This is a genomic window from Bacillus sp. M5A3_1b, assembly GCF_053345335.1.
Genome location: NZ_JBKEZY010000003.1, coordinates 61994 through 79509, shown reverse-complemented (window position 1 = coordinate 79509; position 17516 = coordinate 61994). Strand labels below are relative to the sequence as shown.

23 protein-coding genes are annotated in these 17516 nt (G+C 36.7%); 12 read left to right on the top strand and 11 right to left on the bottom strand.

Annotated elements, in window-relative coordinates; all coding sequences use genetic code 11:
• Window positions 1-76: 76 nt before the first annotated feature.
• Both ACLBWW_RS10115 and ACLBWW_RS10110 read right to left on the bottom strand, forming a co-directional pair.
• Complete coding sequence (locus tag ACLBWW_RS10115) at window positions 77-823, bottom strand: VanZ family protein (RefSeq protein WP_447614019.1); 747 nt, start codon at window positions 821-823, stop codon at window positions 77-79.
• Window positions 823-1152: a PadR family transcriptional regulator gene (locus tag ACLBWW_RS10110; RefSeq protein ID WP_060488128.1), complete on the bottom strand. Its 330-nt coding sequence runs from the start codon at window positions 1150-1152 to the stop codon at window positions 823-825. Before ACLBWW_RS10110 ends, ACLBWW_RS10115 begins: the two co-directional genes overlap by 1 nt.
• A gap of 550 nt (window positions 1153-1702) precedes the next feature.
• On the opposite strand from ACLBWW_RS10110, the gene ACLBWW_RS10105 reads away from it, so the two are divergent.
• The 3 genes from ACLBWW_RS10105 to yunB all read left to right on the top strand — a co-directional run bounded on the left by ACLBWW_RS10105 (window position 1703) and on the right by yunB (window position 4272).
• On the top strand, window positions 1703-3118 hold the full coding sequence (locus ACLBWW_RS10105; RefSeq protein WP_306472327.1) for a bifunctional metallophosphatase/5'-nucleotidase: 1416 nt from the start codon (window positions 1703-1705) through the stop codon (window positions 3116-3118).
• A 65-nt stretch (window positions 3119-3183) separates the two neighbouring features.
• Entirely contained in the window at window positions 3184-3486 is a 303-nt protein-coding gene (locus ACLBWW_RS10100) for a YunC family protein (RefSeq protein WP_000248463.1), read from the top strand.
• A gap of 54 nt (window positions 3487-3540) precedes the next feature.
• Window positions 3541-4272 carry a sporulation protein YunB gene (yunB, locus tag ACLBWW_RS10095; RefSeq protein ID WP_046954393.1) on the top strand — a complete coding sequence of 244 codons (732 nt, stop codon included), beginning with the start codon at window positions 3541-3543 and terminating at the stop codon, window positions 4270-4272.
• 36 nt (window positions 4273-4308) lie between these two features.
• Here yunB and ACLBWW_RS10090 read toward each other — a convergent pair whose 3' ends face one another.
• A complete protein-coding gene (locus tag ACLBWW_RS10090) occupies window positions 4309-5292 on the bottom strand; it encodes a M23 family metallopeptidase (protein WP_000944677.1) in 984 nt (327 codons plus the stop codon).
• 189 nt (window positions 5293-5481) lie between these two features.
• Between ACLBWW_RS10090 and lipA the strand changes: the two genes are divergently transcribed.
• Window positions 5482-6378 (top strand): lipoyl synthase, encoded by an 897-nt coding sequence (gene lipA, locus ACLBWW_RS10085; RefSeq protein ID WP_048542308.1) that lies wholly within the window; start codon window positions 5482-5484, stop codon window positions 6376-6378.
• A gap of 20 nt (window positions 6379-6398) precedes the next feature.
• On the opposite strand, the gene ACLBWW_RS10080 is transcribed toward lipA, so the two are convergent.
• Both ACLBWW_RS10080 and ACLBWW_RS10075 read right to left on the bottom strand, forming a co-directional pair.
• Window positions 6399-6878: a YbaK/EbsC family protein gene (locus tag ACLBWW_RS10080; protein ID WP_048542306.1), complete on the bottom strand. Its 480-nt coding sequence runs from the start codon at window positions 6876-6878 to the stop codon at window positions 6399-6401.
• A gap of 74 nt (window positions 6879-6952) precedes the next feature.
• Window positions 6953-7507: a histidine phosphatase family protein gene (locus ACLBWW_RS10075; RefSeq protein ID WP_048542303.1), complete on the bottom strand. Its 555-nt coding sequence runs from the start codon at window positions 7505-7507 to the stop codon at window positions 6953-6955.
• Between the two features lie 134 nt (window positions 7508-7641).
• Between ACLBWW_RS10075 and ACLBWW_RS10070 the strand changes: the two genes are divergently transcribed.
• The gene (locus ACLBWW_RS10070; protein ID WP_141538791.1) at window positions 7642-8085 is read left to right on the top strand and encodes a hypothetical protein; all 444 of its coding nucleotides are present in this window, start codon (window positions 7642-7644) and stop codon (window positions 8083-8085) included.
• 23 nt (window positions 8086-8108) lie between these two features.
• Here ACLBWW_RS10070 and ACLBWW_RS10065 read toward each other — a convergent pair whose 3' ends face one another.
• Window positions 8109-8924, bottom strand: a complete 816-nt coding sequence (locus ACLBWW_RS10065; protein WP_048542861.1) for a YhfC family intramembrane metalloprotease — start codon at window positions 8922-8924, stop codon at window positions 8109-8111.
• 99 nt (window positions 8925-9023) lie between these two features.
• Between ACLBWW_RS10065 and ACLBWW_RS10060 the strand changes: the two genes are divergently transcribed.
• Window positions 9024-9755: a MerR family transcriptional regulator gene (locus ACLBWW_RS10060; RefSeq protein ID WP_048542299.1), complete on the top strand. Its 732-nt coding sequence runs from the start codon at window positions 9024-9026 to the stop codon at window positions 9753-9755.
• A 37-nt stretch (window positions 9756-9792) separates the two neighbouring features.
• Here the strand turns inward: ACLBWW_RS10060 and ACLBWW_RS10055 are convergent, their stop codons facing one another.
• Window positions 9793-10371, bottom strand: a complete 579-nt coding sequence (locus ACLBWW_RS10055; RefSeq protein ID WP_046954398.1) for a YhcN/YlaJ family sporulation lipoprotein — start codon at window positions 10369-10371, stop codon at window positions 9793-9795.
• Window positions 10372-10486: 115 nt separating this feature from the next.
• Here ACLBWW_RS10055 and ACLBWW_RS10050 point away from each other — a divergent pair, with 115 nt between their 5' ends.
• A complete protein-coding gene (locus ACLBWW_RS10050; RefSeq protein WP_002008894.1) occupies window positions 10487-10798 on the top strand; it encodes a YutD family protein in 312 nt (103 codons plus the stop codon).
• 45 nt (window positions 10799-10843) lie between these two features.
• Here ACLBWW_RS10050 and ACLBWW_RS10045 read toward each other — a convergent pair whose 3' ends face one another.
• From ACLBWW_RS10045 to glpX, 3 genes are all read right to left on the bottom strand, one after another.
• Window positions 10844-11341 carry a cytoplasmic protein gene (locus tag ACLBWW_RS10045; protein ID WP_048542296.1) on the bottom strand — a complete coding sequence of 166 codons (498 nt, stop codon included), beginning with the start codon at window positions 11339-11341 and terminating at the stop codon, window positions 10844-10846.
• A gap of 372 nt (window positions 11342-11713) precedes the next feature.
• Window positions 11714-11980, bottom strand: coding sequence for a DUF3055 domain-containing protein (locus ACLBWW_RS10040; protein ID WP_000392614.1), 267 nt, complete (start codon window positions 11978-11980; stop codon window positions 11714-11716).
• A 16-nt stretch (window positions 11981-11996) separates the two neighbouring features.
• The gene (gene glpX / locus ACLBWW_RS10035; protein WP_000439090.1) at window positions 11997-12968 is read right to left on the bottom strand and encodes a class II fructose-bisphosphatase; all 972 of its coding nucleotides are present in this window, start codon (window positions 12966-12968) and stop codon (window positions 11997-11999) included.
• Window positions 12969-13115: 147 nt separating this feature from the next.
• Between glpX and ACLBWW_RS10030 the strand changes: the two genes are divergently transcribed.
• From ACLBWW_RS10030 to ACLBWW_RS10015, 4 genes are all read left to right on the top strand, one after another.
• Window positions 13116-13556, top strand: a complete 441-nt coding sequence (locus ACLBWW_RS10030; RefSeq protein ID WP_000274003.1) for a DUF86 domain-containing protein — start codon at window positions 13116-13118, stop codon at window positions 13554-13556.
• Between the two features lie 93 nt (window positions 13557-13649).
• Complete coding sequence (locus tag ACLBWW_RS10025; protein ID WP_000503338.1) at window positions 13650-14282, top strand: helix-turn-helix transcriptional regulator; 633 nt, start codon at window positions 13650-13652, stop codon at window positions 14280-14282.
• 107 nt (window positions 14283-14389) lie between these two features.
• Window positions 14390-15154, top strand: coding sequence for a TIGR01457 family HAD-type hydrolase (locus ACLBWW_RS10020; RefSeq protein ID WP_000276467.1), 765 nt, complete (start codon window positions 14390-14392; stop codon window positions 15152-15154).
• Window positions 15155-15271: 117 nt separating this feature from the next.
• A complete protein-coding gene (locus tag ACLBWW_RS10015; protein WP_000289894.1) occupies window positions 15272-15802 on the top strand; it encodes a hypothetical protein in 531 nt (176 codons plus the stop codon).
• A 34-nt stretch (window positions 15803-15836) separates the two neighbouring features.
• Here ACLBWW_RS10015 and ACLBWW_RS10010 read toward each other — a convergent pair whose 3' ends face one another.
• Window positions 15837-16418, bottom strand: coding sequence for an NAD(P)H-dependent oxidoreductase (locus ACLBWW_RS10010; protein ID WP_048542293.1), 582 nt, complete (start codon window positions 16416-16418; stop codon window positions 15837-15839).
• Window positions 16419-17031: 613 nt separating this feature from the next.
• Between ACLBWW_RS10010 and ACLBWW_RS10005 the strand changes: the two genes are divergently transcribed.
• On the top strand, window positions 17032-17511 hold the full coding sequence (locus ACLBWW_RS10005) for a GNAT family N-acetyltransferase (RefSeq protein WP_107134693.1): 480 nt from the start codon (window positions 17032-17034) through the stop codon (window positions 17509-17511).
• Window positions 17512-17516 lie beyond the last annotated feature (5 nt).

Here is a 17516-nt window from a genome sequence, read left to right as displayed (position 1 = left end):
ATCCAGTCAGTGTTTAATTAAATATATCGACTTATCAACAAATTACGACAGGAAGAACAGGCTGTATACCCCGAACCTATATCGTATCCACCTTATCCACAGATTTAATACGCTCCCAAATACGTTTCATCCCAATGAAAGAACCATACCCAATTAAAGCACCTAACATATTCAATATGATGTCATCAATATCGAAAACACCAGTAAAAGTAAGGAGTTGTAATGATTCAATTAATAAAATAAACTTAATGAAAATTTTTGATGCCATTTTTACATTGTTTATTTGTTTAAATAATAACGGCAGAAGGAATCCAAATGGGATAAATATGATGACGTTCCCTAATGTATTCATAAGTATGATTTCTATATTATAAGGATCTAGTAAATGAGTAGGATCGAATCCACTTAAATAGCGGATTGTACTTTTGAGTGGAATTAAGTTTATTAACCCACCGTGTATAGAATGCCAGTCACCTGTTTCAAAGAAGTACTTCAGATTACCAAAGTAAAAAGCTGGCCTCCCGAGCAACAGTTTAAATAATAAAACAAATGAATACGGTAAAAATAATCCCCAACCAATCCACTGTACATATTTTTGCGTAGAATATTGCATTGCTTTGTCAATTTCAGTTCCTAAAGTAGAGGCTTCTCCAAAATTTTGAATGGCTAATGTAGTGGCTTCTTCTTCAGATTTTCCTTGATCGAGAAATTCTTGTTTTAAGCTTGTGAGATGATCGTAAATTTCGAAGTATAGTTCGTCTTTATCAGATTGGGATAGGTTTGTTTTTTGAACGATACTCTTTATGTATTTTTCAATCGTCATTAATTTAAAGCTCCTTTCTGACAAGTTTTAATAAGAGCTGTAACTGAATCCCACGCTGTTAGTTTTTCTTCTAAAATTTTCTTACCGCTCGTAGTAATGTGATAAAATTTTCGTTTCATACCAGTTTCAGATTCACCCCAGTAGGAATTGATTAAATCCTTTTGTTCCAAGCGCTTAAGTGCTGGATAGAGTGTACCTTGGCTCATCGTGTATAGATCATTGCTGTTTTCTTTTAGCTTTTGAATAATTTCATATCCGTACGTATCGTGCTGTTTAATGATGGAGAGCAGTAAAATATCAATACTTCCTTTTAATATCTCTTTATCCATTTTATGGTTCACCGCCTTATAATGAGATTGTAACACGACATATGTCGTGTTACAAGGTATATGTGCAGAATGATACCCTAGCTAGTATACATTGAAATATATCAGCGATTTTTCAAATATATCGAACACAACTCGGAATATATCAGCGATTATTTCAATATATCGACGATTCGACAAGGGATATCGACTTATCAACAAATTACGACATAGCAGAGCGGGGCATATACCCCTCAATATTTAGATGACAGAGGAGCGCCTATTCATAAAGCGCCGAATGGAAGTAATTTATGCTAAGATACTGACAAACCCACACGGAAATCCACCAAAATACTCGTAAAACCAATCAATAAACTTTCTGACAAATCCCCGCTCTACCAACAAATCCCCAGACTGGCAAAAGTAAAGTTTCTCATATAAAAAGGACAATCTTTTGCTTTTTCTCACAATGCGAGTACAATGTAAAATAGCAAGAAAAGACGAAAAGTATTTACAGGATTATTGCGTACGTGTAGCGTAAATGGCAGTAAGGAACTGAGAGGAGGTTTTTTCTCTGAATATAAATAAAGAAACAATCATCCACCTTTATCATACAAACGATATACATAGTCATTTTGAAAATTGGCCGCAAATTTCTCGGTTTGTACAAGGGGAGAAAAAGCGAAGACAGGAAGCGGGAGAGACCGTTTTGACGGTTGATATCGGCGATCATGTGGATCGTTTTCATAGTATTTCGGAAGCGACGAATGGACTTGGCAATACGAAGCTTTTGAATGAGGCGTTATATGATTATGTAACGATTGGAAATAATGAAGGAATTACGTTAGCGAAGGAGCATTTGAATCGTCTATATGATGATGCTGGATTTGAGGTGCTCGTTGCGAATTTATTTGAAAAAGAAGGTGTACGTCCGGAGTGGGCAAAGCCTTATAAATTACATACAACGACAGATGGAATTACGATTGCCTTTATCGGATTAACAGTAGCGTACCCAGAGTTTTATCATATGCTCGATTGGCATATTGAAGATCCGCTTATCCATTTAGAGTCTATTTTAGAAGAAGTGCGAGATGAGGCTCATATTACCGTTGTCCTTTCTCATCTTGGAAAAAGCATGGATGAGTATATGGCAGAGCATTATGATATAGATGTTATTTTAGGTGCACATACGCACCATTTATTTGAGCGTGGCATTCTTATGAATAATACTTTACTTTGTTGTTGTGAAAAGTGGGGACGTTACGTTGGGCACGTTCAGCTTACTGTGGATAAAGAGACGAAGAAGCTGTTGAAAAAGGACGGTAGAGCGATTAAGACAGAACGTTTAGGTGCTTATAGCAAACCGTTATCCACAATTGAATTGCTGCAGGAAGAAAGTAAACATATTATGGCAGAGCCTGTCGTTCATTTAAAGGAATCATTACCGGTCAATTGGTTTCATGAGACGGTATTTTCGCACATGTTAGCAAGTGCGCTGAAAACGTGGTGCGATGCAGAAATTGGAATGGTGAACGCTGGTGTGCTATTAGAGGGATTAAATGAAGGTGTTGTGACGCGCGGAGATATTCACAGAATTTGTCCACATCCAATTAATCCATGTTTATTAAAAGTGCCGGGGAAAACGTTAAGAGAAGTTATTTTGAAAGCACGTCGCCCGAATATGGAGAACCTTGAGGTAAAAGGATTCGGATTTCGTGGAAAAGTGATGGGGAAAATGATTTACGCTGGTGTCGAAGTCATTCCAGATATGATTCCTGGGAATAAAATTTTACTGGAAGACGTATTGATTAACGGGGAATCGCTGGAATTAGATCGTATATATACGGTAGGAACGATTGATATGTTTACATTCGGATACTTATACCCAGAGCTATCCACACTTTCTGACAAACAATATTATATGCCAGAGTTACTCAGAGATGTGTTAACAGACGTGTTGATAACTCATACATCTTCCGTCAAACTATAGGCTAGTTAACTTGTAACACTCATTTTTCTCTTGTCATACAGATAAGAAAGAGAGGAGTGTGAACTATGGTTAATGTAGAGCCAATTATAATCGATAATTATACGTTTATTGCGGTTAGCGTCAAACTTCCAAAGACAAATTTGCTAGCTGTAATGAGCGATAAAGGATATATTATGTGCGGTGCATTAGATGTAGGTCTTTTAAATGAGAAGTTAGGTGATCGAGGAATTATTGCTGGCCGTGCGGTTGGTGTAAGAACGATTGAACAACTTCTTGAAGCGCCGCTAGAATCAGTAACGATTGAGGCCGAAGCATTAGGTATTACGGCAGGCACAATCGGAAAAGAAGCATTATTAAAAATGAGATAAGCATATATCGTCCCTCCTTCTTGCATAGAAATGATATAAGAAGGAGGTTTTTTTATGAGTATATTTCGTTCGAAAAATTCGCGGTTTCGAAGGGGACCAATTTCCTTTCGGCACATACTGCTTATGTCGTTTATTCTTTTTGTCATATTACTCGTGCAAGGATTATGGATTGTGAATAAAAGCATTCAGCCGACATTACTTAAATATGGGGAAGTAGAGACACATAAAATGGCGACAGCGGTTATGACGAAGGCGGTAAAAGATAGAATTAATGAAGGGTTTGATGTCGATTCATTAATGAAAGTACAAAATGATAAAAACGGAAAAGTATCCACAATTAATTTAAATACGAAGCAAGTAAATGAAATCGTAACGTCAACGACCACATACATAGAAAAATATTTACAGCAAGTAGAACAAGGTGATTTGAAGGGGCTAGGTATTTCTGAAAAAAATGGAGCAACGATGGCAGTTCCTTTTGGTCGTGTAACGGATAATGCGCTTCTTGGAAATATAGGTCCCGATATTCCAATTGATTTCACGACGATTGGTCATGTGAATACGGATATTAAACAAAAAATTGAACCGCACGGGATCAATACGACAGCGATTCAAATTATTATGGAGATGGAAGTTACGTTGCAAGTAATTATTCCATTTCATACGAAAGAAATAAAGGTAAAACAAGATGTTCCGATTGCAACGCGTATTGTTCAAGGGGAAGTGCCTACTTATTATGGAAGTGGGAGTGTTGTTGTACCTGATAAAAAGAAAACGGATAGTTAGCCGAATTAAAAAAATAACCGTAGCAATATGCTACGGTTATCGTTTTGTATTCGTGCGTTCTTTTCGCTCCCACAGACTTAAATGCATGTATGGATCGAAAGCCCATTCTGTATAACCATTGTCTTTATACATACCGAAATGTAGGTGGGGCGGGAATTTTCCAGCTGTGCCGGGAGGGCCGTAACCGGTGCTACCGACAAATCCGATTACTTTTCCTGGTTCGACAATTTGTCCAAGCTGTATTTCTTTTGAGAATCCGCCTAAATGAGCGTAATAATGGTAATTATTATGAAGGTCGCGAATACCGATGCGCCATCCGCCAAGACGGTTCCAGCCTTTTGTTTCAATAATGCCATAGCAAGTAGATCTTACTGGTACACCATAGCCTGCAAAAATATCAGTTCCTTCATGAACTCTCCTCCCCCCAAAACTTCTTCCAGCACCGAAAGTACTACGGTAGCTATGGTCACTACGAATCGGAAGAGGGAAAGCATTTCCTTCTAAATTAATACGTCCGTAATGTTTATAAATTTGGGCGTATTCGGTAATTAATTCAACTGTTTTCGCACGTCTATAATATTCCCAAAGCATAATGTGAACACGGTCTTCGGACGTTCCTTGTTTCTTTAAAATTGTCGCTGCTGTATGCAGAAGATCACGGTCGTTATTTGCGTTTGCAAATCCATCTTTGTCACCATCTAAACCCAATCCGCCAAATAAAGAAATTGTATGAGGGAGAGTGTCGTTACCATTAACGGGACCAGCCCATATTTCTGGTTTGAAATAAAGGGAAATAATGGCATCTGGTTTTTTCGGAATATCTTTTCTTACGCTCCGTATATTTCTTTCGTATTGATCCATTGCAGCTAAGTAATACCACGGAATGCCTGAAGATTGCTCGGTTTCTTTATATAGTGCCATGCGCTTTTCGTATATGCTTTGCTGATTATCTTCACCGTAAGCGATATTTTGGTGGAGAAGAAAGCAAATCGAAAGCAAAAGAGAAATTTTTCGAAGCATGAAATAGACTCCTTTCACAACATCACTCTTTTTAGTGTGGGATATACGGAGTATTTCATTATAGGGAACGATTGGAAAAAATCTTAGAATCTTCATTTGAGCAAATCGCTTTCATACGTTAGAATAGATATGTTACATTGAAAGAAGCGAACACGGTAAACTATTTCATATTGTGCGGAGTTGATAACCATGACAAAACAAACAGAATATAAGCGCAAGCCCGAATGGTTGAAAATTAAGTTGAACACGAATGAAAACTATACAGGCTTAAAGAAAATGATGCGTTCTAAGAATCTTCATACAGTTTGTGAGGAAGCAAAATGTCCGAATATTCATGAATGCTGGGCTGTAAGAAAAACAGCAACATTTATGATTTTAGGTGCGGTTTGTACACGTGCTTGTCGTTTTTGTGCGGTTAAAACAGGCTTACCAACTGAGCTTGATTTACAAGAGCCAGAACGCGTAGCAGATTCTGTAGTACAAATGGGCTTAAAGCACGTTGTTATAACAGCGGTTGCACGTGATGATTTAAAGGACGGGGGAGCAGCTGTTTTTGCTGAAACAGTACGCGCTGTACGTCGTAAAAATCCATTTACGTCAATCGAAGTATTACCATCCGATATGGGTGGAGTAGAAGAAAACTTAAAAATGTTAATGGATGCAAAACCAGATATTTTAAACCATAACATTGAAACAGTACGTCGATTATCTGACCGAGTTCGCGCTAGAGCAAAGTATGATCGTTCATTAGAGTTTTTACGTCGAGCAAAAGAAATGCAGCCTGATATTCCAACTAAATCGAGCATTATGGTGGGCTTAGGTGAAACGAGAGAAGATTTAATTGAAGCGATGGATGACTTACGTGCAAACAATGTGGATATTTTAACTCTTGGACAATACCTACAGCCATCTAAGAAGCATTTACCAGTTCTTAAATATTACCCACCAGCAGAATTTGCAGAGCTTAAAGAAATTGCACTTAGCAAAGGCTTTAGCCACTGTGAAGCTGGCCCACTTGTGCGTTCTTCTTACCATGCGGACGAGCAGGTTCGTTCTGCAAAAGAAAAAACAGCAGAAGCAAGATAATGAAAAAAGAGAGCTAATCATTAGCTCTCTTTTTGTTTATATTCTAAAACAGTATTTGGGCATGTTAATAAGATTTTCTTTAATTCCTCTGTGGATAATTCAATTGTAAATTCAGGTACACCAGGTGTAATTAAAATTTTATCGTAAGCATAAATAGCACTATCCACAATAATCGTTACATTTTGTGAATAACCGAAAGGAGCTACACATCCTGGAGTACAGCCTGTTTCTTCTCTTAGCTCATCAGGAGAACAGAGAGATAAACTTTCTCCTGTTATTTCTTTCATCTCTCCTCGGTTGAGCCTTGTACCCTCTAACGTAAAAAATACGTAATAATCTCCAGACTTTGATTTTAAAAATAAGCTTTTACTTGGAGTGCCGTGTAAGCCAAGCCTTTCACGTACGATACGATCTGTTTCATAATCGAGTACTGGTTCGTGTTCAAACTTTTCGTAAGAAGCATTTGTTTTATGTAGTAAAGCAAGTACATCTTCGTACATATGGAGTGATACCCCTTTCTATTATTAGTACAGTTTCTTCTCGTGGCGTCAACTGAATGTGTTGGAAAGAGATATTACTTGGACGGTGCTTCCCATAATCGTTTTAGGATACATTGTTTATCGAGTGTAATTTCGTAAATATCAGGATTCGTTAAAGCTCTCCATTCAATAAAGCCGATCGTATGATCAAAGTGCTTTAAAATGAGCGTCAGTAAGTTGCCGTGTGTAACAAGTAGTGTTGTAGTATGGTTTAACTTTAAAACGTCTTGGATAAGTGATATAGCACGATCCGTCGCTTGTTTTGTTGACTCTCCGCCTGAAAAGGCGATATCTATATTTGTAAAAGTAGATTCTAGTTTTTGCAACCAATCATCCATTGGAACGTCGCTTAATATGCGTTCAGCTAATCGTTCATCTTCTTGGATAGACAAGTTAGCTTGAAGCGCATAGGGCCGAATAGAATCGATAGCTCGCACAAATGGGCTTGAAATAATATGATCTATTTGTGATTGGTTTTCTAATAGGAATGTAGCAAGAGCGTTTGCTTGATTTTTTCCTGCAATCGTTAATTCGGCATCACGTTCTTGTCCAGTTGCTGAACAATGTCGTATTACAATCAATTTCTTCATAATTCATCCCCATCTTTCAAGTTGACGCTATATACTTCGACAAATGTGGGGAAAATTCCTTTTTATTGGAAACGGCATATTGATTTAAATATGTGGAAAAGTAATGTGGATAAATGAACATTTGAGGTGTAATGATGAAAAAAATGATATGTATTATATTCGGTCTTTGTTTTTTTATACACTTGTCCACAACATATGCAGAATCCAATCAAAAATTAAATTATCCAAGCAATCGAAATAAATCATTTGTGAGTGAAGATGTGTTTTACGAACAGTTAGATAAGAAAATCTATAAAGAATACAACAATGCAGCATATAGCGTTCGAAAAAAGATTTTATTTAAAGAAGTGCCTGATGAAGAATTTTCTTTCCTACAAAAAACAGCCGCGGGTTGTCGTAGTAGCGTGGTACTTCAAGATTTTTTTGTTCACCCTGATCGCCAAGTTTATTTTTTTGCTTCCTTTTCTCAAAATGAAGCAGAAGAGATTCATAAGTACATTGTTATAGATGCAGAAACAAAGAGGGAGTTGCAAGAGGGCAAGAGTTATCATCATTGCGAAAATCGTGGTAAAAAATAACCCACCAGTTGGTGGATTATTTTTTATTCCGGTACACTCATTAATTTCTCTTTCATTTTACGAATAAGAATGATAGCACCAATTGTGAAGAGAAGGGTAATTCCTTCTGCAACAAAGATGTTAATTGTTTTTGTTTGATAAAGTGCCGCGAAAAAGTCTACAAATGCGTGGAATAATATAGCGTAAACAAGGAAGATATATTTCTTCTGTTTTACTGCGTATAAGACAAGCATTGTAAAGGCAATTTGCAATACAAGAGCCATAATTCTTTCCAAGCTGCCAAGGAAGTATAAATAAGCAGGTTGTTCTATTAACATATCCTTTACAAGATTTAATTGTGGTAGTTTTTCTGCCATTTGAGCGAAGCTACCATTGTTAATAGCATTAGCGAATATAAGTGTCTGCAATGCAGAGAATCCGCCAACTAAAATAGATTCAATCCCGCCGTGACCAATTCCATAAGCGAAGCCATCTTTATATTCTAGATATTTTTTTAGTAGGAAGAAGAAGGCAACGAAGCGTCCTAATTCTTCAAAAATACCAGCAGTTAGTCCGCCATAAATTGCAAAGACAAACGGATTTTCTAAAAATGGAGCGATTGCTGGATTACCACGCATAAATAGGTGGAACGGTGTTTCGAGAATTTGGGTAAATCCAATAAAGATAAGAACACCAACGCCGACCACTTTCCAATTAATATTATATTTTTTACGGAAATAAACAAACGCAATAATAGGTACCAGAATCGAAATCACAAGTTGAATTGTGATACTGGCAATTACCGTACTTGAAACCATACTTTCACCGCTTTCTAATATATGTACATATCTATTATGCATGAAATATAGTGGAGATGAAACTTTTAACAAAAAATGAATTTACTTATTGACTCTAACGTTGCGTCATACTTTATCGTATGTATTAAGGGGGAGATACACATGACAATGAAGGTAAAAGAAGTAGCTAATTTAGTTGGAATTAGTGTGCGCACACTGCATCATTACGATGAAATTGGGTTATTAACCCCAGACGAGACGACAGAGTCTGGATATCGTCTATATTCCAATGAAAATTTAGAGACATTGCAGCAAATTTTATTTTTTAAAGAGCTAGGCTTCCCTTTGAAGAAAATTAAAGAAATTATCATGAGTCCATCATTTGACCACGAAGAAGCACTACAACTTCATAAGAAAATGCTTCTTGAAAAACGTGCCAGATTAGATAAGGTGATTGCGACAATTGATAAAACAATTCAGCATACAAAAGGAGCGATTGAAATGACGAATAAAGAGAAATTTGAAGGGTTCGATTTCAGCCATAATCCGTACGAAGAAGAAGCGCGTGAACGATGGGGAGACGCAGCTGTAGATAAGGCTAATGAATACGCGAAAGGTATGTCAAAAGATAATCAAGAAGAGTTTAATACGATTTACAGAAATTTAGCGGCGCTTAGACACGGCGCACCAAATTCTAAAGAGGCACAGGAAGCAATCGGGGTATGGTACGATTACTTGCAAAACTTTGGAGAATATTCACTAGATGCTTTTAAAGGACTCGGTCAAATGTACGTCGCTGATGAGCGCTTCACGAAAAATATCGATAAGTTTGGTGAAGGTTTAGCACAGTTTATGTGTGATGCGATGGCGGTTTATGCGGATCGTAAGAAATAGTCAAAAATAAAGAAGGTGGAGGTTTTCTCCATCTTCTTTATTTTTTAATCATATCATTCAAAGTCTGATCCCCCGTATTGTTTAAATGAGGATTTTTGCTCATTTCTCGCTTTAGCATGTCGAGGCTCTGTGTATATTCTGTATCATTTAAGCTACCTGATTGAAGGCCTTGAATTTGAGAAATCAACTTTTGGTCTGTTGATACATATGCTTTATAATAGCGAGGGACGATGGACAAAGCAGCTTTATATACTTGATCCGCTACGAGTTTTGGATCCGTTGTGTTTGCACGGTATACAACAAATACTTCATCATCGGTAACGAGCGTAGCAGCGTTTGTAACGTCAGGAAGTTTGACTGTCATGCTTGTAATCATTTCAGCGACTTTCTCACGGTTAATGGCTCCTACTTGTTTGTTAGATACTTCATGTTTTTGTTTAGATGAATAACCGACTCTCGTTAATCTTGTATTTGTATTTTCCGTATGATACATGTCGTTTTTATTGGAAACAAGAACACGACTTCCTTCTTCACGTTCCATTTCGGCTTTATTAGATGATTGACAGCCTGCAAATAAGGAAAGAGTGAGGAGAGAGAGTATAATTTGTTTTTTCACGATGTATCACCTCCTTCTCCATAGCATGCACTAATTTTCAATTTTTTGTATTTGAAATTGTTGGTTGGTATGCTTTGTGATACGATAAAAAGAAGAATGCTTAGAGAGGAAGTTAATGATGGAGCAAAAGCAAGAGCAAGAGATGCATGCTACGGTGAGCATTAATAATGTGCAGTACGAAGTAATTAAAAACTTTCGTGACGGTTTTAGTGAAGAAGCATTTAAAGAGCGTTATGCAGAAATTTTAAATAAATATGATTATATCGTTGGGGACTGGGGTTATGAGCAACTTAGATTGCGCGGTTTCTTTGATGATAGTAATCAACGTTCGACATATGATACGAAAATTAGTACGTTAACGGAATATTTATACGAGTACTGTAACTTTGGTTGTGCACACTTCGTATTACGAAAAGTGAAGAAATAAAAAAATCCTCTTACGATTGTAAGAGGATTTTTTACATATTTTCGCTTATAAACAAATCGAGATATGATCACCTTCAGAAAGTATTGCATTTGGTTTCATTTGTTGTCCGTTCAATTGAATATCCCCATTTTTAATTTTATCCACAATGCGTGTACGGCTCCAGTCAGAAATATATGTGGATAAAGCTTTATCGATTCGGTGGGAACCGAAAACGATATCTAATACGACTGTAATTTCAGCTACGCCACTTTCTTTATGATGTGTAATGGAAATGGTAGTAGTTGTTTCTGTTTGATCTTGCGTATTCATGTCGACTGTTTCCACATGATCAGTAAATGATTTATAAATACGAAGTTTTTGGTTCCACGTATGATCTTTCGGACATTTATAAATGGCAAAACGATATATATTTTTTCCGTTGGCGTTATGCCTACGAATATTCGTGTCAGTAAATAGGGTAGTGCGTCTGCAATTTTTACAATACTTTTCGATTGTATTTTGCTCATTTTCATATAAACTCCAAGAAAGTTGTACTTTCTGCATTTTCCTTCACCTCTTATAGTAGTGGTAAAGGAACGTAATACAGCTATTTGGATGTCTTGTAGTATGAAGACATGAGAAATAGACAAAAATAAAAGGAGGTTCCCCAAAGAGGAACCTCCGTAAACATCATACTACAGATGCGTTACGTTCCTTTGTAATGGGAATGGGCAGACTACTCCCTTGAAAAAGCATGGTGCTTTTTTGAGAGTAATGCTATCCAATTGCTGGTCCATTACAAAGTAGTTGTTGGCATACGTAGATAACGTCCTTTCTATCCAAATAGATTTATTCTTAATTATAACATAAGGTTTGAAAATTCAAAATACTTACAGTGAAAAAACACCAGCTAAAATAGCTGGTGTCTAAGATAAATTATATAAGTTCAAATAAAAATGAGCGTAGTTCTTCTGCAATTTCTTCAGTCATAGAAAATGCATGCTCTAAGTAGCCTGGTTCGTTTAAATCGTCAGGACCGATGATTGCAAATCTATTGCGCTGTATATCAAGGACAATTGTTTTACCGTAATGACGATCGGAGTATAAAAGCGCTAAATCATGACGCTCATTTTCTCCCATAAAGCTAACGAAACGAGTTCTTGTAGCGACTGTATCGTCGTACAGAAAGAAACGTTCTTCCATACACATGGCTCCTTTATTAAATATCTAAGTTTAAGTGTGGTTTATGATCTAAATGGTGATGCGTTTTAATGAATCGTACCGTTCTTGTTTTGTAACGCATAACGATAGAATATGTTTCAGCTAGATCTCCGCCAAGGAATTTAACACCGTCTAATAACTCACCAGCAGATACACCAGTTGCTGAGAAGATTGCATCATCCCCAGATACTAAGTCATCTAACATAAGAAGTTGACGAGGATCTTCTAATCCCATTTCACGACAACGAGCTTCTTCTTCTTCGTTCATTGGAACTAAGCGAGCTTGCATTTCACCTTCAAGGCATTTTAATGCTGCTGCAGAAATAACACCTTCTGGAGCTCCGCCAATACCAACGAATAAATCAATACCCGTTCCAGGTAGTGCTGTTGCGATTGACGCACCAACATCACCATCACCAAATAATTTTACGCGTGCACCTTTTGCACGAACACGGTCAATAATATCTTGATGACGTTCACGTTCTTGCACGATAACTGTTAGATCGCGAATCTTTTTATTGTTAGCTTCTGCTACAATTTCAATTGTTTTTTCAATTGGATCATCTAAGCTAATTTTACCAGCTGCTTTTGGACCAACCGCGATTTTTTCCATGTACATATCAGGAGCATGAAGAAGGTTTCCTTTATCTGCGATTGCGATAACTGCCATTGCATTTGCAAGACCTTTCGCAACGATGTTTGTACCTTCTAATGGATCAACGGCAATGTCTACTTCTGGACCGTTACCTGTTCCTAGTTCTTCACCAATATACAACATCGGTGCTTCATCAAGTTCTCCTTCACCAATTACAACTGTACCTGCCATGTTTACTGAATCAAACATATCACGCATTGCTGTAGTTGCTGCATCATCTGCTTCGTTTTTCTTTCCGCGGCCCATCCACTGTGCGGATGCTAATGCTGCTGCTTCTGTTACACGGACAATTTCTAGTGCGAGTTCACGTTCCAAGATTCCATTCCTCCAATTTCAAAAATCATACAAATATAACTATAACAAATAACGGAGAAAAGGTGAATTCGAAAAATTGTCGATTTTTTCAGAAGAAAGCGTTACAATTAAAATGTAAATGCTTTAATTTCCAGGTAGGTGACATTCATGTATTTTGTAGACAGAAAGAAAATAGAACAAATGCTAGTATGTTTAGAACGAGCAACAAGTACATTTCAAGAGAAAAAGATATATGAAACCGAGTTTGAATTTTACGCATTAGAACGTATAGCTCATCTAATTATTGATTGTGTATTAGATGTAGGGAATGCGATGATTGATGGATTTATTATGCGCGATCCAGGAAGTTATGAAGATATTATCGATATTTTGATGGACGAGCGAGTGATAAGTGCAGAAGAAGGACAAGGAATGAAGGAAATTATCCTTCTTCGAAAAATGCTTACGCAAGATTATATTCAAATGAATCATGATGAATTATATAAGACGATTCAAAAACATATTGCAGTGGTAGAGAAATACCCAGCAAATATTCGCAGTTATTTAGAGAAGGAATTAGGACCTGTATCTGCATTTGTACCAGAATAATTATGCTTATAAGATCCCCGGAACTGCCTTTTGGGGATCTTATATTATATGTGAGAAAGTAAAGGGAAAAGGGAAAAGGGAGAAGGGTTAAGCATGGGGGAAGCACGTACGACGAAAGATGAAATTGTACAATTGTTGAAAGTTAAGGGAGAGCACACAGTAGCGGAACTAGCTGACGTTTTAGAGATTACAGAAATGGCGATCCGAAGACATTTAAGTAATCTTGAGAAAGATGGTTTCATTTATTCTAAGATGGTAAGACAACATGTCGGAAGACCAACTTATTTATATGGATTAAGTGAAAAGGGAGAAGATACATTCCCGAAGGAGTATAAGCAATTTGCAATTGATATGCTAGAAGATTTAGCTCGAATGGGTGATGAAAAAATACTTCGTTACGTTTTAACAGAGAGAACGAAGCGAATGGAAGAACAGTTGCAAAAGCGAGTGAGTAATCAAAAGAATTTAGCATATAAAGTGCAAGAGATAGCAGCTATGCAAGAGAAAAATGGTTATATGGTTCAAATAAAGAGAGATGGAGAGAACTCTTTCGTAATTGAAAAACAAAACTGTCCGTTAAAAGAAATTGCAGAGAGATTCCCGCAAGTATGTGAAGATGAAAAAGAGATGTACAATCGTTTATTTGCAGGAGCAGATGTAAAGACGTTAGCAAACATGTGTGAGGGCGATTGTAGTTGTTCTTACCAAGTAAAAGAGAAAAAATGAACGTTATGGGGCGCTTTAAGGTAAAGCGTTTTTTTCTTTTTGAAAAGCGGGTAATATAAGAGTGGTATGATAGGTGAGAACGTTAGCATAGAAGGAGAGACATAATGATGTATAAAGGTTACTTAATTGACTTAGACGGTACGATGTATCGCGGAGAAGAACAAATTGAAGAAGCGAGCGACTTCGTAAAAGCATTAGGAGAGCGCGGCATTCCTTATTTATTCGTTACGAATAACTCAACGCGTAAACCAGAACAAGTGGCAGAAAAACTTGTTCGTTTCGATATTCCAGCGAAAGCAGAGCAAGTATTCACAACGAGTATGGCGACAGCGAACTTCATTTATGAACGTAAACAAGACGCAACTGTATATATGATTGGTGAAGAAGGCTTACATGATGCACTTGTGGAAAAAGGATTTGAACTTGTGGATGAAAATCCTGATTTCGTTGTTGTTGGTTTAGATCGTGACATCACATATGAAAAATTAGCAAAAGCTTGTCTGGCTGTACGTAACGGCGCAACGTTTATTTCTACAAATGGAGACATTGCCATTCCGACTGAGCGCGGATTATTACCAGGTAACGGTTCATTAACATCAGTTGTAGCCGTATCAACAGGCGTAGATCCAATCTTTATTGGAAAACCAGAATCAATCATTATGGAACAAGCTCTAAAAGTGCTTGGTATAGAAAAAAATGAAGCATTAATGGTTGGGGATAACTACGATACAGACATTTTAGCGGGAATAAATGCTGGCATGCATACGCTTCTTGTCCACACTGGAGTCACAACTGTGGAGAAGTTAACAGAATATGAAGTACAACCAACGCAAGTTGTGCATAACTTGACGGAGTGGATTGAGAAGATGTAATGAAAAACAGGTAACCGGAAGAGGTTACCTGTTTTTTTTTATGCATAATTGCATATGTGCTATTGTTATATAAAATGTAAAATTTATATGTGATGATATTGAGGGGAGGGAATCAGATTGTACTGGATGTCATGTATTATGTTTGTTTTTACATTATGTGTTTTATTTTTTGTTCTATGGAAGATATATATAATAAATGAAATGAAAAAAAGTGCAGGAAAACTTATTGCAACATATCCACGAGTGAAGAGACGTTGGATTGCATTACTTGGGCCAGCATATTTCATTGGACAATGTATGTATATATATGCTCAGTACGTAAGTGGCGATATTGATACAGCTGAACAGTTTCTTATTCAGTCGGGTAGTTATGTTGTAGCAAGTTGTTTTATGACTTTAATAGCTGTTCATCTTATTAAAAGTGTACAAATATATGAAAAAGGTGTAGTAGACGGATTAAACTTTTATTCATACGAAGAATTAAAAGGCTATAAAACATCAACATGGGAAAATCCAAAAGAAAATATATTTTTATATCGCGGGCGAGAAAAAATGAATGACAATGTGAATTTACTTATTAGACAGGAAGATATGAATGAATTAGAAAGCATTCTTCAAAGATATATTCCGAAATTAATGATGAAATAAAAAAACTCCGGTTTTAACAACCGGAGTTTTTTTATTAGAATGCACGATTCACAACATCTTTCACTTCTTCAAGATATTGCTTACGCACACTGTCATCCACAGACGGAACACTCGTATAGAATGTATGCTCAATTGTTTCAATGCCTGTAAATTCAAAAATACCAACATCCGCTGTTTTCTTCATTGCGTCAAACATACCGCCTGCTGTGTATGCTTCTTTCGAATTTCCCATTGTAGATAATAATAAGCCCTTTTTACCGCTTAATAACTTTTCAATACCGTTTTCACCGTAAGCATAAGCGAAGCCGTGACTAAATACACGGTCAACGTATCCTTTTAAAATAGCAGGAAGACCCGCCCACCAAACTGGGTAAATAAATGTAATGCTATCAGCCCAAGAGATATGCTCTTGTTCTTCTTTAATATCTTCTGGTGTGTTTCCTTGAGAAAATGAGATGAAATCGGAAGCGCCTAATACTGGATTGAAGTTTAATTCGTATAGATCGCGAACGCGTACTTCATGACCTTTTCCTTCTAACTCATGTTTTACAGTTTCTAAAATCGCATGGTTGAAGCTTTCTGTATTTGGGTGTGCATAAACGATTACATGTTTCATTGTTCTTCCTCCTATTTGTGGATATGTGAATAGTTTTTTATTTATGTAACAATTATGGTTACTTCTTTTGCGGAAGTCAAATGATACATATGTATAAAAAGACGGCAAAAATCGTCTTTCTATACCCCACTCATACAAAGAACAAAGAAAACAAATAAAATGATGACAATACCAATGCCGAAATTAAATACGAGAGTACTATCCATATTATGTAACCTCCTTATTTGAAAGTAAAAAGCACTCTAGCCAAGAGTGCTTTTTTACTTTGAGTCTACTTCAAAACTTTGAGAAAAGGGTTCATGCATGTAAGAGTTACATTATTTTATGTGTGTATATTTTGAAATGAGTAAGTCCTTGTGAGATATAAAAAAAAGACACTCTTTTGAGTGTCTTTCATGATGACAAAATGTGCCAATTGCTTGAGTTTGATAAGGCGCTAATATCCGTTTTAACGCCTTTTCTTTGATCAAGAAGTGTAGCAACAGCGATTCAAATAAATTGTACCATTTGTTTCATAGGTGTGCGTATGTAATTATGCATATTCCAATTAGAGGGAAATGAGGCGCGAAAAATGAATGAGTATATATAGAATATTTGATTAGGGGAGAGAAGGATGAATATACACAAGTTAACGGTAGCAGAAGCAAATGAGATAAATACGTGGAAGTACGAAGAACCTTATAATTTATATAGTTTTTCAGGAGAGGAAGAAGTAATAGAAGAATTATTAGATGGGACATATTATGGCTGTTGTGACGATAAGGGAGAGTTTATCGGCTATTTTTGTTTTGGGGAAAATGCACAAGTACCAGGTGGAAGAGATGCTCATTTATATGGTGGAGAAGATGTAATTGATATCGGACTTGGCATGAAGCCATCGTTAACAGGGAAAGGGCTGGGAAAAATGTTTTTTCAAGCTGGGATAGCGTTTGCTGCGAAAGAATATAAGCCAAAAACGTTCCGACTTAGTGTAGCGACATTCAATGCAAGAGCGATTACGTTATATAAAAAAATAGGTTTTCAGCAAGGTCCTATTTTTTTGAGCCGCGGAAGAGAATTTATCCTCATGAAATATGAAAGACCGTCAGTATGAAACTG